The sequence below is a fragment of the Sphingobacterium anhuiense genome, assembly GCF_042686355.1.
GTDB lineage: Bacteria > Bacteroidota > Bacteroidia > Sphingobacteriales > Sphingobacteriaceae > Sphingobacterium > Sphingobacterium anhuiense.
Window position 1 is genome coordinate 669942 of sequence record NZ_JBHUPE010000004.1, and the last position, 17443, is coordinate 687384.

General features: G+C 35.2%; 13 protein-coding genes. 9 read left to right on the forward strand and 4 right to left on the reverse strand.

The window, feature by feature from the left end; genetic code table 11:
- Window positions 1-27 precede the first annotated feature (27 nt).
- Both ACFS6I_RS08460 and ACFS6I_RS08465 read right to left on the reverse strand, forming a co-directional pair.
- Window positions 28-534: a GNAT family N-acetyltransferase gene (locus ACFS6I_RS08460; RefSeq protein ID WP_132768424.1), complete on the reverse strand. Its 507-nt coding sequence runs from the start codon at window positions 532-534 to the stop codon at window positions 28-30.
- A gap of 201 nt (window positions 535-735) precedes the next feature.
- Window positions 736-1875 carry an Atu1372/SO_1960 family protein gene (locus ACFS6I_RS08465; RefSeq protein WP_380919625.1) on the reverse strand — a complete coding sequence of 380 codons (1140 nt, stop codon included), beginning with the start codon at window positions 1873-1875 and terminating at the stop codon, window positions 736-738.
- 68 nt (window positions 1876-1943) lie between these two features.
- Between ACFS6I_RS08465 and ACFS6I_RS08470 the strand changes: the two genes are divergently transcribed.
- Window positions 1944-2744, forward strand: a complete 801-nt coding sequence (locus ACFS6I_RS08470; RefSeq protein ID WP_380919627.1) for an AraC family transcriptional regulator — start codon at window positions 1944-1946, stop codon at window positions 2742-2744.
- Window positions 2745-2833: 89 nt separating this feature from the next.
- Here the strand turns inward: ACFS6I_RS08470 and ACFS6I_RS08475 are convergent, their stop codons facing one another.
- Entirely contained in the window at window positions 2834-4774 is a 1941-nt protein-coding gene (locus tag ACFS6I_RS08475) for an oleate hydratase (RefSeq protein ID WP_380919629.1), read from the reverse strand.
- A 690-nt stretch (window positions 4775-5464) separates the two neighbouring features.
- Here ACFS6I_RS08475 and ACFS6I_RS08480 point away from each other — a divergent pair.
- The gene (locus ACFS6I_RS08480) at window positions 5465-6856 is read left to right on the forward strand and encodes a 3-keto-disaccharide hydrolase (RefSeq protein WP_380919631.1); all 1392 of its coding nucleotides are present in this window, start codon (window positions 5465-5467) and stop codon (window positions 6854-6856) included.
- 11 nt (window positions 6857-6867) lie between these two features.
- Complete coding sequence (locus ACFS6I_RS08485) at window positions 6868-8283, forward strand: Gfo/Idh/MocA family oxidoreductase (RefSeq protein WP_380919633.1); 1416 nt, start codon at window positions 6868-6870, stop codon at window positions 8281-8283.
- A 155-nt stretch (window positions 8284-8438) separates the two neighbouring features.
- Here ACFS6I_RS08485 and ACFS6I_RS08490 read toward each other — a convergent pair whose 3' ends face one another.
- The gene (locus tag ACFS6I_RS08490; RefSeq protein WP_380919635.1) at window positions 8439-9113 is read right to left on the reverse strand and encodes an epimerase; all 675 of its coding nucleotides are present in this window, start codon (window positions 9111-9113) and stop codon (window positions 8439-8441) included.
- Between the two features lie 392 nt (window positions 9114-9505).
- Between ACFS6I_RS08490 and ACFS6I_RS08495 the strand changes: the two genes are divergently transcribed.
- The 6 genes from ACFS6I_RS08495 (at window position 9506) to ACFS6I_RS08520 (ending at window position 17325) form a co-directional block, all read left to right on the forward strand.
- Entirely contained in the window at window positions 9506-10348 is an 843-nt protein-coding gene (locus tag ACFS6I_RS08495; protein WP_380919637.1) for a universal stress protein, read from the forward strand.
- Window positions 10349-10426: 78 nt separating this feature from the next.
- The gene (locus ACFS6I_RS08500) at window positions 10427-10801 is read left to right on the forward strand and encodes a DUF1304 domain-containing protein (protein ID WP_380919639.1); all 375 of its coding nucleotides are present in this window, start codon (window positions 10427-10429) and stop codon (window positions 10799-10801) included.
- 93 nt (window positions 10802-10894) lie between these two features.
- Window positions 10895-11317: a hypothetical protein gene (locus ACFS6I_RS08505; protein WP_021188320.1), complete on the forward strand. Its 423-nt coding sequence runs from the start codon at window positions 10895-10897 to the stop codon at window positions 11315-11317.
- 179 nt (window positions 11318-11496) lie between these two features.
- Window positions 11497-14625: a SusC/RagA family TonB-linked outer membrane protein gene (locus tag ACFS6I_RS08510; protein ID WP_380919641.1), complete on the forward strand. Its 3129-nt coding sequence runs from the start codon at window positions 11497-11499 to the stop codon at window positions 14623-14625.
- Window positions 14626-14635: 10 nt separating this feature from the next.
- Entirely contained in the window at window positions 14636-16090 is a 1455-nt protein-coding gene (locus tag ACFS6I_RS08515; protein ID WP_380919643.1) for a RagB/SusD family nutrient uptake outer membrane protein, read from the forward strand.
- A gap of 11 nt (window positions 16091-16101) precedes the next feature.
- Window positions 16102-17325 (forward strand): hypothetical protein, encoded by a 1224-nt coding sequence (locus tag ACFS6I_RS08520; protein ID WP_380919645.1) that lies wholly within the window; start codon window positions 16102-16104, stop codon window positions 17323-17325.
- Window positions 17326-17443: the final 118 nt, after the last annotated feature.

Sequence of the window (17443 nt, forward strand, 5' to 3'; positions counted from 1 at the left end):
GCTGAGGATAAGAAGCGAATAGTTTTTTTATAATGCTATCTCAAACAAGCTAAATGATCCTTCTTTATAATGTTCAGGTAATTCTGGGGTCCATTTAATTTGACTCACTCCTTTAAATATAAAACCACAGCTTATGTAGTAGTTGTTTATTTTATCATTCCCACTATGAGTATCTAGTCTAATGAATTTTTTTTCATTTGCAATTGCATATTCTTTAGCCCAAGCGACGATTTTTGTTACATAAGAATTTCCTCTAAATAAAGGATTTGTTGCTATTCTGTGAATATAAATCGCGTTATCGTTAGCAGATTCTTTCCAGATAACATCATCTTTGAAAGTAAGTACAAATGTACAAGCTACAACTGATCCTTCTAGTATAACAAAATGTCTATTTTCATCGATCTCCTTTTGTACCTGAGCTAATTTAAACCCCTTCCAACCTTTATTGCCAACTTGTAGTTTATATGCTGAGGCCTGTTCGTAAACTTTGAAGATATCCTCAATATCATGAGCTGTGCTGTTTCTTATTTCCATTTCTAAATAAATTTCTGATGTACCTGCTTATTTTCGCTTTAGTAACATCATTTGGTGATCTGTGGCAAATATATTTTATTTTTTCCTTTAACAGGGCAAGGATAATGGGATTCAATTGAAAAAGATAGGGATCCACCAGATTTCTATAAGCTCTAGGACGAAATGGAAGTTTTTAGCTGATGAACAATGAAGCTTAATTTTTTAGTCAATTTCAAAGATAGCTTGAATTTCAACAGCAGAATTTACAGGAATGGAAGATGCACCAAATGTTGCGCGGGCATGCTTTCCTTTTTCTCCGAAAACATCAACTGTAAGATCAGAGGCTACGTTCATTAAGTCAGCATGCTTGGTATAACCTTCGGGTGTATTGAATATTCCAGTTAACTGAACACAGCGTTTAACCTGTTCGAGATTTCCGCCAACAGCTTCGTTTAGCACAGCTATCACATTGAGCATTGTTGTTCTGGTCGCTTCTTTTACTTGTTGTTCGTTGAGTTCTTTTCCTAATTTTCCAGGGTTAAGAATCTTTCCGTCTTTTAACGCTACCTGGTTGATGAAGATTAAATTACCTGTACGAATGTAAGGTTTGTAATTACCTGCTGGTTGGGGAACTTCTGGTAGTGTAATCTTTTTTTGTTCTAATGTTGATGCAACTGTTGTTTTATTTTCTAACAAAGGAACAGTGCTCCTAAAGAAGGTGCCTTTTAGGGCAAGTGCAATTTTGGCAAAATTTTCACCTTGGAGCTTGATTAAATAGCGCTCACTTTCGCTTGGTCTTTCGACATTTTTTGCAGAGGAAAGACTTGTTGTACCCAATACTGTGTTACCTTGTGGAATTTTGACGTCAATTTTTTCATTACCACGAATGCCATTTGAAACGAGTACCATCCCATGTACAGCGAGGCTATTCCAAATGGATTGAATGGCTAGTTCTTTACCCGCGCCGCTACCTGCAGACATGAAAACGGTAGCAGGCATACCTTCCAAACCATGTTTTGTCCAAAGATCGACAGTCTTTGATAAAAATTCGCTCATAGCAGTACTCATGTTCCCAAAATAAATGGGTGAACCAAAAGCTATTCCATCATATGATGAAAGTTCATTTGGGGTAGCAACAGGAATTTCTTTTAATTTTGCATGCTCATTTTTTTTAACCATTTTGATAATTGCTTCTGCTTGATTGGAACTTTCTAGTCCTTTTGCAAATTCTTTAGCGAGCTCATAAGTGCTTCCATTGTCGGAATGTATGAGTACAAGTACACGCGCTTTTTTCTGTTGTGCGTGTGCTACATTTGAAAATATTGATATTAATGCGATTAATATATTACGTAAGTTAATCATAGATCTTAATTATTATGTTCACTTACAAAATTAGGTAAGTCATTTTTATTAAATTTGCCAAAAACAACATGCAAAACGACAGATCGAAATGCGGACTTACGGAACAAGGTAAAGGAATCTATGTAGATCTTATTCCAAAGGATATGTATGTTTGGTATGAGGATAATTGGCAACATGATGAACATGAGCATCTTCATGCGCGAAGTCAATTAACTTTTGTAGAAGAGGGGTACCAGTATTTTCATCTGGATCGCAATATATACCTTGTTCCTAAAAATCATGTTATCTGGATTCCTTCGGGTCTCAAACATCGTGTTGTTTCGGAAGCTTCACAGGTGAAACTTATGGTCGTCTTATTTAAATCTGATTTAGAAAACAGTTTTTTTCAGGACATTCATGTATTTCCTGCACCGGCTGTTTTAATAGAGATGCTTCGGTACGCATCAAAATGGAATAAACTTCTTACTGAGGATGAAGAGCAGGCTATATTCTTAAAAGCATTGCAGACTAGCCTGCCTAATTTTTGCAAAGAGAGCAATTACTTACAAATACCTGTCCCTGGAGATCAACGTTTGTTGTCTGTTTGCAATTATATAAATAATCACTATACTATAAACCTTAAAATTGAAGAACTTGCCGCGCAGTCCACATTGTCAATCCGTACACTGCAGCGTTTGTTTAAAAAGGAAACAGGAATAACCTTAAAAAAATACATACAACTTATTCGGGTGCTCAAGAGTATTGAGCTCATCGATACGAAACAACATACTTTAAGTGAAATTGGTTTTATGGTTGGATATAAAAGTTTAGCTGCTTTTACAGCGTCTTATTATTCCATTATGCGAAATCATCCAAATAGGAAATATTAAGAAAATCTTTTTTTAACTGTATTGTTGCGATGATTAAAATAAAAAATCCAATGTAACTGTTGTAATTACATTGGATTTCATGTTGCTGATTAGCCTTTTATACCTTTTATCCAGTCTTTAAACTTGGTGATCTGTTCTTGCACAAAAGATTCATGATCATCATTTTCGTTACTTCCTATTGGTAAAATATGTTCAAAGTATGAACCTTTCAATACCCTTCTTAATAGACCTTCTCCAACGAAAGGCTTATCGTCGTTCAAAGTTTTAGCTGCTTTCAAGAGGTGGCGGATATCATATTGTAAAGGATTAATATCTGGAACTTGTTTATTCAGGTTCAGTAATTCATATACTGCGATTCGTGCTGTTCTCACCGAACTTTCCATGGTGAATACGACATCGTTATTTGTTTCAATAAATTGCCCCACAAGGCCTAAATTTTTGCAACCATTTGGGACTACTCTTGGGCGGTCTCCTTTGGCGCGAGGCATAAACATGGAGGTGATGTATGGCATAAATGAGGTTCTTACTATGGTGTTTTTAATCACATCATCCAATTGATCCACAATACCTAGATGAAAACATAATTCGCTCAAAATTTCATCTCCTGTACATGCTGGCATTGTTTTTTTGATGTAGTTACCTTGTTTATCCATAAACAATGCATATACCCATAGAACGAGTACATCGTCAGGTTGTCCAGGGAAATGGGGTTGCCTATTGCAGGTAAAACTCATCAACCAATTGGAATCTGTAATCGTAATTATACCTCCAGTAACTGTTTTTCCAGAATATGGATCGTTTACCGAATATTCCTTCAGCTTATCAATTAAAGCAGAAGGTTTACAAGTTAATGTAGCTGATTCCCACGATGACTTTTCAATATTACTACAAAATTTCTCTGGTTTTCCAAATACTTCCGACTTAGCAGCGAGATTTTTCCATAATTTCCATCCGGCACTTTGTCCACTTGTACTGTTATCGATTTCAATAATGGGTGCTGTTTTATTGTCGCCATAAAACGTATCTTCGGTCATAGAGCCTGTAGTAACGATCACAAAATCTTCCTTTCCTACTGGAATGATTACTTCCTTTCCATCTTGTTCAGTAATGATACTTTCGACGGTTTTCCCTTCCGTATTGCTGTGAATATGTAGATCACTAACTAATACATTTAATCTGATATTAACGCCCTTTTTCTGTAATACACGGCGTAATGGTGTAACGAAGGTGTCGTACTGGTTATATTTTGGAAATACAAGCGAAGATAGGTCATTTAGCCCATCAATAGCATGTAGAAAGCGATGCATGTATAGTTTTAGCTCCAGTAAACTATGCCAGTTTTCGAAAGCAAACATGGTTCGCCAGAATGTCCAGAAATTACTGCTTAAAAATGACTCACTAAAGTAATCCGATATCGTGATATTGTCTAAATCTTCTTTTTTCTTTAATAAAAGTTTAATGATAGCAAGCTGGTCTAATTTTGCTAATCCAAATTTGCTGAAGTCCTTAATTTCTCCATTGTTATGGATCAACCGTGCTTTGGAAAAGTTGGAGTCATTATCATTGATCAAACGGTATTCATCAAGAACTGAATAAGGTTCAGGCATTTCAAGAGCAGGAATATCTTGAAATATGTCCCACAAATTTTCGTAGGTCATATCCATTTCTCGTCCTCCCCGAATCACATAGCCTTCTGTAGCATTCCCAGATCCGTCCAGGGAACCGCCATCAATGTGAAGTTGCTCTAGAAAGACTATGTTTTCTGCAGGGATATGTCCATCTCTTATGAAATAGTAAGCGGCCGACATACCTGCAATACCACTTCCAATAATATAAACTTTACTATTTTGATACGATTTTGGGGGAATACCTTTATTGCGTTGATAATTACCAATTTGATCGGAAAATGGCATTGATTTCTGAGGAGTATTTCGCTGTTGTTCTTTGCTTGAATCGGGTTCGTGATTTACATTACCATAAGAACTAGATGCATTAAGTACTTTTTCAAATTTTGAGGTGATTTCTTTCATGATACTGATTTTTTCTTATTTCTAATTTTTACTAAATAATGAGCATTCTTTTTAAAATTTATTTTTCCATTCTAAAATCTAAGCTAATCCAGTTAGCTTAATATGTTAATTGATGCTTTTTAAGTACCTTACTTAATGAAATATTTTTTCACTTTCGCTACTGATTCCATAACAGTAATTAATAGATTTTTGTTTAAAATAACTGTTAATTAATGTAAATTTATCTTTTTGTGGTTATTTAAATGCGCTACTTTGTTTTTCTTTTTAGTGTAGCATATGAAATGTAAGTATGTGTTATAAGTGACATATTCAAACGTTTTCGTAAATAATTAATTTGTTTTGGTGGATTTTTAGAGATGTAATTGATACTATTGTTTTAATTTTAATAAAATGATAAACCAACAGATTGAAAAATTACCATAATGTATGTTTTCAATTGTAAACCGTTTTATATTATTTCTTGATCAATAATCATATTTATGAGTTAATTTCATAAATTCTTTAATTATTGTTTTTACTAAAGCATTTATCATTGCAATTTATGTGAAAACATATAGTGATTGTCCTGATCATATTGATTAAATATGAATAAAATGAGCCTTGTGCTCAATAACTAATTATGTAGGTGAAACTATTATAGATCAATTCATGCTTTATACTTGATTCATCTTGTTTAAAAATATAATTCCAATGAAAAAAAATGCAATTGTCAAAGCAGTCTTTATCGGTGCAATGTTAAGTAATGGTGTATTCTCATATGCTCAGATGAATACAGATACAGAAAAAGGGTGGATGAGTCTATTTGATGGGAAAACATTAAATGGCTGGAAATCTGTAGGAGGCAAGGCGCCCTATTCTGTAGAAGGGGATGCTATTGTTGGACGGATGACTAAAGGCACACCTAATTCATTTTTAATCACCGATAAGGAATACGGTGATTTTATATTAGAGCTAGATGTGAAACTTGAGGGAGACCAAACAAATTCGGGTATTCAGACACGGAGTCATCTAGACCCTACTGCGAATGGCGGACTTGGCCGGGTGTATGGTCGTCAGGTTGAAATTGATCCTACTTCAAGATCATGGACAGGTGGAATATATGATGAGGCACGTCGTAGTTGGCTTTATCCGCTGGATCTAAATGAAAATGCAAAGAAGGCTTATAAGCAAGAAGAATATAATCATATCCGCATTGAAGCTATTGGAGATGAGTTACGTACCTGGGTAAATGATATTCCGGTCTCCTATGTCGTGGATACAATTGACCGATCTGGATTTATAGGTCTACAGGTACATAGTATACCTGAGAAATTAGATGGAAAGAAGGTTTACTTTAAAAATATCAAGATCCAAACTTCTAATTTAAAATCTCGTGCTTTTCCTAAAGATATTTACATCGTAAATCTAAAACCTAACGACGTAGTTGCTTCTGAGAAAAAAAATGGAGTTAAATTGCTATTTGACGGAAAGAGCAGCAATGGGTGGCGTAGTGTTAATGGGGCAAAATTTCCGGAAAAGGGTTGGGAAGTAAAAGATGGGCAATTAATGGTTTTGAAGTCCAATGGTGGTGAGTCCACTAATGGTGGCGATATTGTGACAAAAGATAAATATAAGGTTTTTGATCTATCATTTGAATTTAAACTCAGTCCGGGAGCAAATAGCGGCGTTAAATATTTTGTAACACTCAAAGAGAAGACAAAAGGATCTGCTATAGGCTTGGAGTATCAGGTGTTGGACGATAAGTTGCATCCAGACGCAAAGTTGGGTCGAGATGGCAATCGTACATTGGCTTCACTTTATGATTTGATGACATCAAATCAAGATGGACGTGCTCGCAGACCAATTGGTGAGTGGAATAGAGGTCGTATTGTAGTGACTGCCGATAATAAAGTTGAACACTATTTGAATGGTGTTAAAATGTTGAGCTATGAACGAGGTTCTAAAGAATTTAAGGACTTGGTTGCAAAAAGCAAATATAAGGATTGGGTGAATTTTGGAGAGGCTAATGAAGGTTATATTCTATTGCAGGATCATGGCGATCAAGTATCATTCCGAAGTATTAAAATCAATGCTAGTAACTAAATTATAAAAGTATGAATCATTACTTATCGCGTAGAAGTTTTATGAAAAAATCTGCGTTAGCGGGTGGAGCTGTATTAATGGCAAATAGTGTATTTGGAAACATTAATTTGGCGAAGCCTAATGAACGTGTTAATTTAGCCTGCGTAGGTTTGGGAAATAGAGCTGGAGAAATCATCAAATCGTTGTATAAGACCGGTTTATGTAATATTGTTGCCCTTTGCGATGTTGATCTGGGCGCTAAACATACACAGGAGATTCTTTCGATGTTTCCTGATGTACCCCGATTTAAGGATTTCAGAGTTATGTTTGATAAAATGTCTAATCAGATTGATGCTGTAAGTATTGGAACACCTGATTTTTCCCATTTCGCAGTTACAATGTTAGCTTTAGATCTTGGGAAGCATGTCTACGTAGAAAAACCTATGGCAAGAACTTTTCTGGAAGTTGAATTGATGACAAATAAAGCAAAGAAATCCCCCAAGCTAGTCACGCAGATGGGTAATCAGGGACATTCGGAAGCTAATTATTTTCAATTTAAAGCATGGAAAGATGCTGGAATTATTAAGGATGTGACGCGTATTGATGCACACATGAATATGCCTCGTAGATGGCATGGTTGGGATGTGCATATGAAAGGATTTCCAGCTGCTACAGCAGTTCCTCATACATTGGATTGGGATCTGTGGCAGATGCAGACGATGGGGCATGACTATAATAAAGATTTCGTCAATGGGCAATGGCGATGCTGGTATGATTTTGGCATGGGCGCACTTGGTGATTGGGGAGCACATATATTGGATACTGCTCATGAATTTCTTAATCTGGGTTTACCTACTGAAATTACAGCCGTTAATCTGGAAGGACATAATTCATATTTCTTTCCGATGTCTTCTACTCTTAAGTTTCATTTTCCAAAAAGAAGGAGAATGCCTGCAGTAGATATTAATTGGTACGATGGATTGAACAATCTTCCTCCGATACCTGAAGGTTATGGTGTTTCAGGATTAGATCCAAATATTCCTGCACCAAGTACAGGGAAGCTTGAACCAGCAAAATTGAACCCCGGTAAAATTATCTATAGTAAAGATCTTTTATTTAAAGGCGGTTCACATGGAAGTACGTTACAAATCATTCCAGAATCTAAAGCGCAAGAACTGCAGTTAAAGTTACCTGTGGTGCCAAATTCGCCATCAGACCATTTTGCTAATTTCTTAAAGGGGTGTAAAGGTGAAGAAAAAACAAGATCGCCGTTTGAAATAGCCGGGCCATTGAGTCAAGTTTTTTGTTTAGGTGTTATTGCACAGCGTTTAAATACAAAGCTTATTTTTGATTCTGAAAAGAACGAAATTGTTAATGACATTTTTGCTAATGCTTTATTGGCCGGCCCTCCACCTGCAAAAGGGTGGGAGGAGTATTATCGCATGTAGCCTTAGTTTGAAAGATAGTTGTTGTCGAATAATACCAATAGAGCAATCGCAAATTGCTCTATTGGATTATAGGGGATAAATATGTAAAATAATTATGTGGTGCATATTTAGTGAATAATATTTTTTAATAGGAACTAAGGGAAATTGGATTCTCCTTATTTATTATTAGCAAGAATTGCGATATCCTTAACTTCTATAGTATGTGATGGATATCCGTTAACAGTAATATTTATCATCGCTTTTCCTACCTCTTGTAACGTTAAAAAATAGTTTTTATTGAATGCTCTCAATAATGGAAAAATAGCGTTAATTACTCTGTAAAATCCTTTTACATTTTTAGCCCCTTTATTGGGTTTCATAAATGCTGGTCTGAAATTGTAAACAGATTTAAAAGGAAGTTTCAAAAGATCATTTTCTGTTTTTCCTTTTACTCTTGCCCACATTTGTTTCCCTTTTTCACTGCTATCCGTACCCGCTCCAGATATGTAGCAAAATATTCTATTGGGATTGACCTCAGCAAAGGTTTTTGCAAAACCTAAGGTTAGATCATAAGTAATCTTGGTAAATTGATCTTCATTTATGCCTAAAGATGAAATTCCGGCACAGAAAAAACATGCGTCATATTCTTTTAATTGATCAGAAATAACGGAGATAGTACTAAAGTCGCTGTGCAGGATTTCCTTAATTTTCCCTCCCGAATATCCACAAGGTCTTCTACCAATGACAAGAATACTTTGAACTTTATCATCAGCAATGCATTCCTGTAGGACACCTTCTCCGACCATTCCACTTGCGCCGGTGATGATCACTTTAATTTTGGAATTAGTCATTTTGTAGTGGTTTCGTTTATTGAGTGTACGTATAGTTTTGAATTCATTTATGATCGTTCATTAATGATTTAATGAGATGTCGAACATGCTCTTTTCTGATTTGAAAGTATATTCCCTAAATTTTTATAAGGACCAATATTAATCCATTGATCTTGCTCATAGATTAGTTTATTACTAATTTAATGAAAATTAGTATTATAATCAATGAAAGCCAGTACTCGATTCGATGATTTATTTTAATATAATCGTTGTCATTTTTACTGTGTTATATTGTTCAGGTTCATTATACAGGCATAATTGTTGTGTGGATATTTAATGTGGAAAATATTGATTTGTTGGTCAATTATTTTCTAGTAAAATGAATATGTAGCTATCAATTAAATGATTTGATTATGAAGTATATTCTTATTCTCACCGATTTTTCTTCCGCTACAGAGCAAACAATAGGTTATATCAAAGAAAATGGATTACAGCTTGGTATACAACGGATATTGATTTATCATTCATTTGGTCCTCAAGGTATTGACACATTGGTGCCTGATGGGATTAAAATTCCTATTTTAGGTGATGAACATCAATTATTTGAAAATTCAATTGCCACACTTCAAAAATTACGCAATGAATTATTAGAAGTATTGCAAGATGTCGAGATCGATGTTCTGATTGACTCTAAACCTGTTGTTGAGGCTGTTCATGAAATCGTACAGGAGAAGAATATTGATCTTGTCGTATTAGGTATAAATGGAAGTGATGATGGGGGTAAAAACAGTGTTGGAAAAATACCTGCCCATTTAATGAAAAACCATAGTTTAGATCTTCTGCTTGTTCCTTCAAACTCGAAATCATATCGTATGGATAATGTAATGCTGGCTTGCGACCTAAAAAATATTGTTCAAATTCTTCCTGATAAGAAGCTAAAAGAGTTTGTACGTGATCTAAACGCACATCTTTTTGTAGTCAATGTTGGTGAGGAAAATGATATGGATGCGGTATCTTTAGTACAGGAGCAGACCGTTTTACATGAGCTTATAGATGATCTCAATCCTGAGTTTCACTATTTAAAAAGTAAAGATACCGTGCCGGTTTTACTACAATTTGCACAGTCTAAACAAGTTGGGCTCATTGTTGCAGTACCTCTTAAAAGAGGTTTTTTAGAAAATTTATTTCATAAAAGCGAAACAAAAAAGTTAACATTAAATACCAGTATTCCATTATTACTGATGCATAAAAGGTAAGTGTTAATTTCTTACTATATATTATTGATAAACCTCTTATTAAAAAATATTGATTAAATTCATTTTTATATTACTTACATGGAAGGAATTATTGGAATTACAGCAAAAATTGTGATTGGTATTGTTGCTGTAGAACATCTTTATATTTTATGGTTAGAGATGTTTGCATGGGAAACCAAGGGTAAGGAAACATTTAGATCTTTACCTAAACACTTATTTAAGGATACCAAAGTTCTAGCCGCAAATCAAGGCCTCTACAACGGCTTCTTATCTGCTGGTCTTTTTTGGTCGCTTTTAATAGGAGACTCTTTATGGCAACATAATATAGCTTTGTTTTTTCTAAGTTGTGTTTTTATAGCGGGTATTTATGGGGCTGAAACAGCAGAAAAAGGTATTTTTTTTAAGCAAGCATTACCAGCTTTGATTGGAATTATACTTCTATTATTAAGTTAGAAAAGTTTTATAATTAACTGTTATATATTTTGTTGTATTTATTTGTGTGAATATTCACTTTAGTATTTGCTATTTATTTTTAATAGATAATCTTTGTTTTGGATATTTATAAAAGCTATTTTTGCCCAAATTGACTTACAACAAAGAATGAATCTAGGACGAATTTTTATTATGACAATGACTATGGTCTTTCTAATGAAACCGTTTGTTCCTACGCTTTTTTATTTGGCGAATGTCGACTATATCAAGGAGTATTTTTGTGTGAACAAAGATAAACCGATGTTGCATTGTGATGGTACTTGTTTTTTGGCTAAGAAAATCGCAGAATCCAAGAAAAAGGAACAATCTGATCGCCTTCCGGTTGATAATGCAATGGTTCAAGTTGATTGGATCAAAGAAATTCAACATTGTTTCTTAAGTCCTATTATACAAAAATCTATTAAAGTTGCTTATATCCCAGTTTATTATCATAAAATATATCTAGGAAATCCTTTTCGTCCTCCCCAGTTTACATAAAATATTTTGTTTCTGAATTGAAGTTTTAGAGAACTTCAATTCAGTATCCTATGGCTACAGGCCTTATTTTACATCAGTTTTAACAATTGGATGGTTCCGATTATGAAGTTTTTTGTTGCATTATATGAACTATAATGTAAGCGACTGTCATGTGAGCCAAACAAGTATTTTATGTCATTATGCCACTATCTAAAAGTCCTATGGGACTAGGTTATGTGCTCGGCTTGATCATTACATTGCAATTGATCAATAGTCGGACGCTATTTGCAGGAGTATATCCAGACCAGATTTTATTTAAACAAATTACGATTACGGGGGCCGTTGAGGATGCTAAGGGTAACCCGATTGCTCATGTGACTGTAGTCGAGGCGGGAACAGTTAATCGCACTCAAACGAACCAGTTCGGTCAATTTTCATTAAAAACAAATAATAATACTGCCACATTGCAATTTTCTGCAGTTGGTTTTAAAAATAAGCTTATCCAAGTTAATGCAGGGCATAAAGTCTTGGTTACGCTAGAAGAGGAGTCAAGTATTATTGATGAAGTTGTGGTGACTGCATACGGCAGTGCCAATAAGCGTAATTTCACGGGCTCGTTACAGGAGATAAAAGCGGATAACTTAACGAAAACATCAGCGGCAAGTTTTGAGACTTCATTGGAGGGAAATGTGACAGGTCTTCATGTTTATACTACCGGTCAACCTGGTGGTAAGTCGAGTGTTCAGATTAGGGGGATGGGTTCGATTAATGGAATTAGAGAACCTCTTTATGTATTGGATGGAGTTGTTATGAACAGTGATAACAATTCAAAAATAGGAGGTAACGGTGCTGTTAATCAAATTAATCCACTGACATCTATTAATTCAAATGATATTGAAAGTATTACTGTTTTGAAAGATGCGGCCGCTGCTTCTCTATATGGTTCAAGAGCTGCAAATGGTGTTATCTTAATCACGACAAAAAAAGGACGTAAGGGGGAAACTATTCTCAGTGTACTTTCGCAAGGCGGAATACTTACTAATCTAACTAAAGAGAAGACTATTTCAAATCAGGACTTTAAACAGCTTTGGCAAGTTGGTCAGGTGAATCAATATATTCAAAATAATGAAGGATCGGATTATACCCGTATTTATAACGATTCACAGTTGTTACAACATTATCAATCTTTGGCTCAAAAAGATTATTCTTCCGTTTATGGTCATGATGATGCGAATTCAAACTGGTTAGATGCCATTTACAGAACAGGAACTACACAACAGTATTCTATTGCTGCAAGTGGTGGGAGTGAGTCAACTCTTTTTTACGCATCGGGTGAATATCTAAAACAAAATGGTACGATTATCAAATCTGACCTCGAACGAAAATCCGGTAGGTTGAATATGGAGAATAGGGCTAAATCATGGTTAAACTTAGGAGCAAATTTATCTGTCGCTCAATCAGACCGTAATAGCGGACAGTATGATTCAGAATACGTTGGCGGATTAAATTCTTTATTTATGGCTAGGGTCTTGCCGCAGGCAGCTCCTATATATGATAAAAACGGTTATCAGGGAATAGCAGACCTACCAAATCTCATTGAAAAAAATGCTAACCCTATCGGAGTGATTGAAGTGGGAAAATATGAAAATAAAGATTTGCGGTTAAGGGGTTCAGCCTTTGCAGAATTAGTATTGCCTTATTCAATTAAATTTAAATCAACTTTAGGTATTGATCATCAAAGTCTGGAAGAGACTTTATATGATAATAAAGTATTTGGAGCTGGAGGAGGACAATGGAATGGAGCGCTTTATGTTGCTCAGGGACAGCGCTCTCAATTAATGACTTCTAATATATTGTCTTATCAAAATAGGATAAATAAGCATTCTTTTGATATTCTTGCTGGATTTGAGGCAGAGGAATCCAAAATGAAGTCCATTAACAATTCAGGATATGATATTTTGGATAATGAATTGTTGTCTTCGAGCAGTATTGGAACATTGTGGTCATGGAATGGTCAATCGGATAACTATGCTTTGATTTCTTATTTCAGTCGTTTGAATTATAATTTATCCGATAAATATTTTATTTCTGGAAGTATACGAAGTGATGGCTCATCGCGATTTGGAAAAGATTCCCGTTGGGGTAATTTTTGGTCGGTTTCGGGAGCATGGTTAATCTCTGATGAGAATTTTATTAATCATAATAAAATTAATCTTTTAAAACTTAGAGGAAGTATGGGGACTAACGGAAATCTGCCGCCAGCTTCTTATGCTTCTTTAGGTTTTTTCACAACAGCAGGTAAGGCTTATGCTTCGGAATCGGGATTGTCTTATGGACAGTTAGCTAATCCGAATTTATCTTGGGAGCTAAGTAAAAATATTGATCTGGGTTTAGATGCGCGATTGTTTAATACTTTAGATATTACATTAGATTATTTTAATAAAAAAACCAGCAATTTATTGTTAAATATACCAGTTTCTTCAACTACAGGATTCACTAGCCAATTGCAAAATTATGGCGAAATGAAGAATTGGGGTTGGGAATTTAGTATGAAATACAGAGTAATTGATCATAAAGACTTGAAGTGGGATACACGTATTAATGGGACCATCCTCCATAATGAAATTACTAAGTTACCATCTGATCTTATTCCGACCTATAGTTCATCCAACGGTCAAAATCCCCTTATTACTAAAGTTGGCGAAAGCTTAAATTCATTTTATCTACGAGATTATGCTGGAGTAAACCATGAAAATGGTTTGGCAAGCTACCATGTTCTTAAAGATGGAAGAAGAACAGGCGAGCTGACGACAAATGCAGAGGAGGCCGGATTTGGAATTTTCGGAAATGCTGTACAAAAGGTTCAAGGAGGTTTTTTAAATCAATTTAATTTCAAAAAATTTAGTCTTGATGTATTGTTAAATTATGGAATTGGAGGCAAAGTTTATGATTGGACTGCATTTAAACGTGATGATGATGGTTTTTTACCACAGTTTACAAGCACAAAAGCTCAATTGAACCCTTGGACCCCACTTAATCCAGATTCAAAAGTACCGATACGCATTAACGGTAATAATACTTTTTCAAATGATGTGTCTACCAGACATCTATATAATGCCGATTATTTAAAGGTTAGAAATATACGGTTGAGCTATCATTTGGATAAATTTAGGTTTTTGCAGGGTGCTACCTGTTTTATTCAAGGCGATAATCTGCTTTTATGGACAAAATTAGACGATTTTGATCCTGAAGCAATTACTAATGGAGTCAATTTATTTCAAACGCCAACTTCGAGAAGTGTTTTAATAGGCGTTCAATTCAAATTATAAGATATCTTACATGAGAAATAAATACTATATAAGTGGAGCTTTTATGCTGATTTTGACAATCTTTATGGGGTGTCAGAAGGACTTATTAAATCAAAAGCCGGACCATGTCATATCAGAGGAACTGGTGATCAATTCGGTAGACAAGTTAAAACGCTTGCTCGCGGGATCATATAATGAAATTTCAAATGGTAATTATTTGGGAAGAGTGCTATATAAGCGATCTGCCGTAAAAAGTGCAGATTTTAGATTTGTACAAACCATATACAATCCAAGAAATTATGAACAGATCGAATATCGTTATGAAGAAAGTGGTAATAACAACGGTAGTGCGTCGATATTATGGTTGCAATGTTACAAAGTAATCGGCAACCTCAATCTTATTTTGGCTAATATAGATCGTGCTATTGGTGATGATGCACTTCGTGCACAAATTAAAGCTGAATCTTTAGCATTACGTGGAATGGTCTATTTTGATCTTTCCAGAACATTTGCATATCCATGGATAAAGGATAAAGGAAAGTCACAGGGGATTCCATTAAAGCTTACACCAAATGAGGTGGTTATTGAAAGAGGAACCCTGGCACAGACATACAATCAGATCTTGATGGATTTACAGATGTCTGAAACTTTGCTAAAGGAGAGTGTTCCCGCAGCAGGGAGTTCCAAGTATATTACTAAAGTTGGAGTACAAGCGCTTATGGCAAGAGTATATTTGTATCAAGAGGATTGGCAGATGGCACTTCATTATGCTCAAAAAGTAATGGAAGTTATACCTGAAGAAAAACTGATGGGATTGACGAATTATGTTTTTTCAGATTATACTTCTGAATCAATATTTGAGCTCAGTGTCACAAATGATAACTCGCCGGGGAGTAATGGTTTAGGTGCTCAATTTGATTTTAGAGCAGGGGGACAGGGAGATATTTTAGCGACACAGACTTTTATTGATTTAATGCGGGAATATGTTGCAGATCCACGTGCTAATCTACTATTGACTGATAAGGAAGGGACGAAGAATGCTTTTGTGAAATACATCAATAGAAGTGGTGGGTCTGGCTTAAGTATTCATAACATTCCTGTCATCAGGCTTTCAGAGATTGTGTTAATTGCTGCTGAGGCTTGTGCAAATGGGGCCACAGGAGGAGAAGAAGCTGCACTTCGTTATTTAAATATGTTGATTAAACGAAGAACTGGCGATTTTCAACGGGATAGGGCTACTGAAAGTGGTGTGGGGTTATTAAATAGAATTGCAAAGGAGAGACGGAAAGAATTAGCTCTGGAGGGACATGAAATCTATGATTTGATCAGAACTGGGACGGCTTTAGAAAGGAAGCTAACTGATCATATCAATACTGGACTTAATAGTAAAAATTTGAATATACCAGCTATATCTGTAAAAATGATCTATCCGATTCCGGCTAATGAAATTAGCGCTAGTGGAATGAAACAAACTATTGGTTACTAAAAGTTATTCTTATGAAAAATACAATTAAAATAATTGGATTGCTATATATGATACTATTGCTGTCTGCATGTGGTAATAATCTGAAAAAGGAAACTGATTTTCAGGAAATTCCATTTGAAGAAGGATCAAATGCTGTTCTGCCACATCTAACGTCTTATGCGGGGCAATTATATTTATCTTGGGTAGATACAGTATCTAACTCGAATCCTAGCTTACGGTACAGTAAGCTTCAAAACCGGAAATGGCAACCACAGGTACTACTAGCTTCTGGTAAAAACTGGTTTGTGAATTGGGCCGATTATCCTATGATTGCTATGCATAAAGGGAAGATATTGAGTCATTATCTACAACTCTCAACCACAGGTAAGATGGCTTATGATATTAAATTTAATGTTTCTGATCATCAAGGATCTACTCATTATAAATTGTTGCACAGTGACCATACGGCTACTGAACATGGATTTGTATCTATGATTCCTTATCGTGACAGTAGTTTTTTGGTTACTTGGTTAGATGGTCGAAATATGGTTACTGATGCTCATGCTCATGGACATCATAGTGGAACAATGAGTGTAAGGGTTGCAGAAGTAACAGCTCAGGGTGGAATAAAAGATGAAACTATTGTTGATGACAGTGCATGTACTTGCTGTCAAACGACTACTAGTCTAACAGCAAATGGGCCGGTGGTACTGTATAGAGACTGTACTTCTGATAATATACGTGATATTGTTATTGTAAGAAAGGTGGGAAATGGGTGGACTAAACCGGTTCCTATTCATGCCGATAATTGGTTTATCCAGGGGTGTCCTGTAAATGGACCAAAATCAGCTGCTATTGGTAATACTTTAGCGGTTGCATGGTTTACTGCATCAGATGAAACTCCTCGTGTGCAACTGGTGTTTTCAGGGAATGGTGGAGAGCAGTTTATGGATCCTATATTGATCAGTAACAAGGGTGTACTTGGGCGTGTTGATGTAGCCCTTGTTGATACTGACCAAGCGATAGTAAGCTGGATGCAAACTGAAGGTGATTTAACTTATCTATATGCGATGCTCGTTAATAAAGATGGTACAACCGGTCCGTTGAGAAAAATTACACAACTTTCATCTAGTCGAAAGAGTGGTTTTCCTCAGATGGAGCTTGTAGGAGATCAGGTATATTTTGCATGGGTGGAATTACAAAATAATAATACGAAACTGAGAACAGTATCAAAACCTATAAATCAGTTTAAATAATAGAAAATGCTATATGTAACCTTAATTTATAAATAATTATAAAAAAAGCCGGATACAAAAATGTATTCAGCTTTTTTTGAAAAATGTAATATTATTATTTATCGTATCTTTTAGGATG

Excerpts from the sequence above, each read along its gene's own strand:
- ACFS6I_RS08475 (WP_380919629.1), bottom strand. The coding sequence starts at position 4,774 with ATGAAAGAAATCACCTCAAAATTTGAAAAAGTACTTAATGCATCTAGT.
- ACFS6I_RS08460 (WP_132768424.1), bottom strand. The coding sequence starts at position 534 with ATGGAAATAAGAAACAGCACAGCTCATGATATTGAGGATATCTTCAAA.
- ACFS6I_RS08465 (WP_380919625.1), bottom strand. The coding sequence starts at position 1,875 with ATGATTAACTTACGTAATATATTAATCGCATTAATATCAATATTTTCA.
- ACFS6I_RS08470 (WP_380919627.1), top strand. The coding sequence starts at position 1,944 with ATGCAAAACGACAGATCGAAATGCGGACTTACGGAACAAGGTAAAGGA.
- ACFS6I_RS08520 (WP_380919645.1), top strand. The coding sequence starts at position 16,102 with ATGAAAAATACAATTAAAATAATTGGATTGCTATATATGATACTATTG.
- ACFS6I_RS08480 (WP_380919631.1), top strand. The coding sequence starts at position 5,465 with ATGAAAAAAAATGCAATTGTCAAAGCAGTCTTTATCGGTGCAATGTTA.
- ACFS6I_RS08515 (WP_380919643.1), top strand. The coding sequence starts at position 14,636 with ATGAGAAATAAATACTATATAAGTGGAGCTTTTATGCTGATTTTGACA.
- ACFS6I_RS08495 (WP_380919637.1), top strand. The coding sequence starts at position 9,506 with ATGAAGTATATTCTTATTCTCACCGATTTTTCTTCCGCTACAGAGCAA.
- ACFS6I_RS08510 (WP_380919641.1), top strand. The coding sequence starts at position 11,497 with ATGCCACTATCTAAAAGTCCTATGGGACTAGGTTATGTGCTCGGCTTG.
- ACFS6I_RS08500 (WP_380919639.1), top strand. The coding sequence starts at position 10,427 with ATGGAAGGAATTATTGGAATTACAGCAAAAATTGTGATTGGTATTGTT.
- ACFS6I_RS08490 (WP_380919635.1), bottom strand. The coding sequence starts at position 9,113 with ATGACTAATTCCAAAATTAAAGTGATCATCACCGGCGCAAGTGGAATG.
- ACFS6I_RS08485 (WP_380919633.1), top strand. The coding sequence starts at position 6,868 with ATGAATCATTACTTATCGCGTAGAAGTTTTATGAAAAAATCTGCGTTA.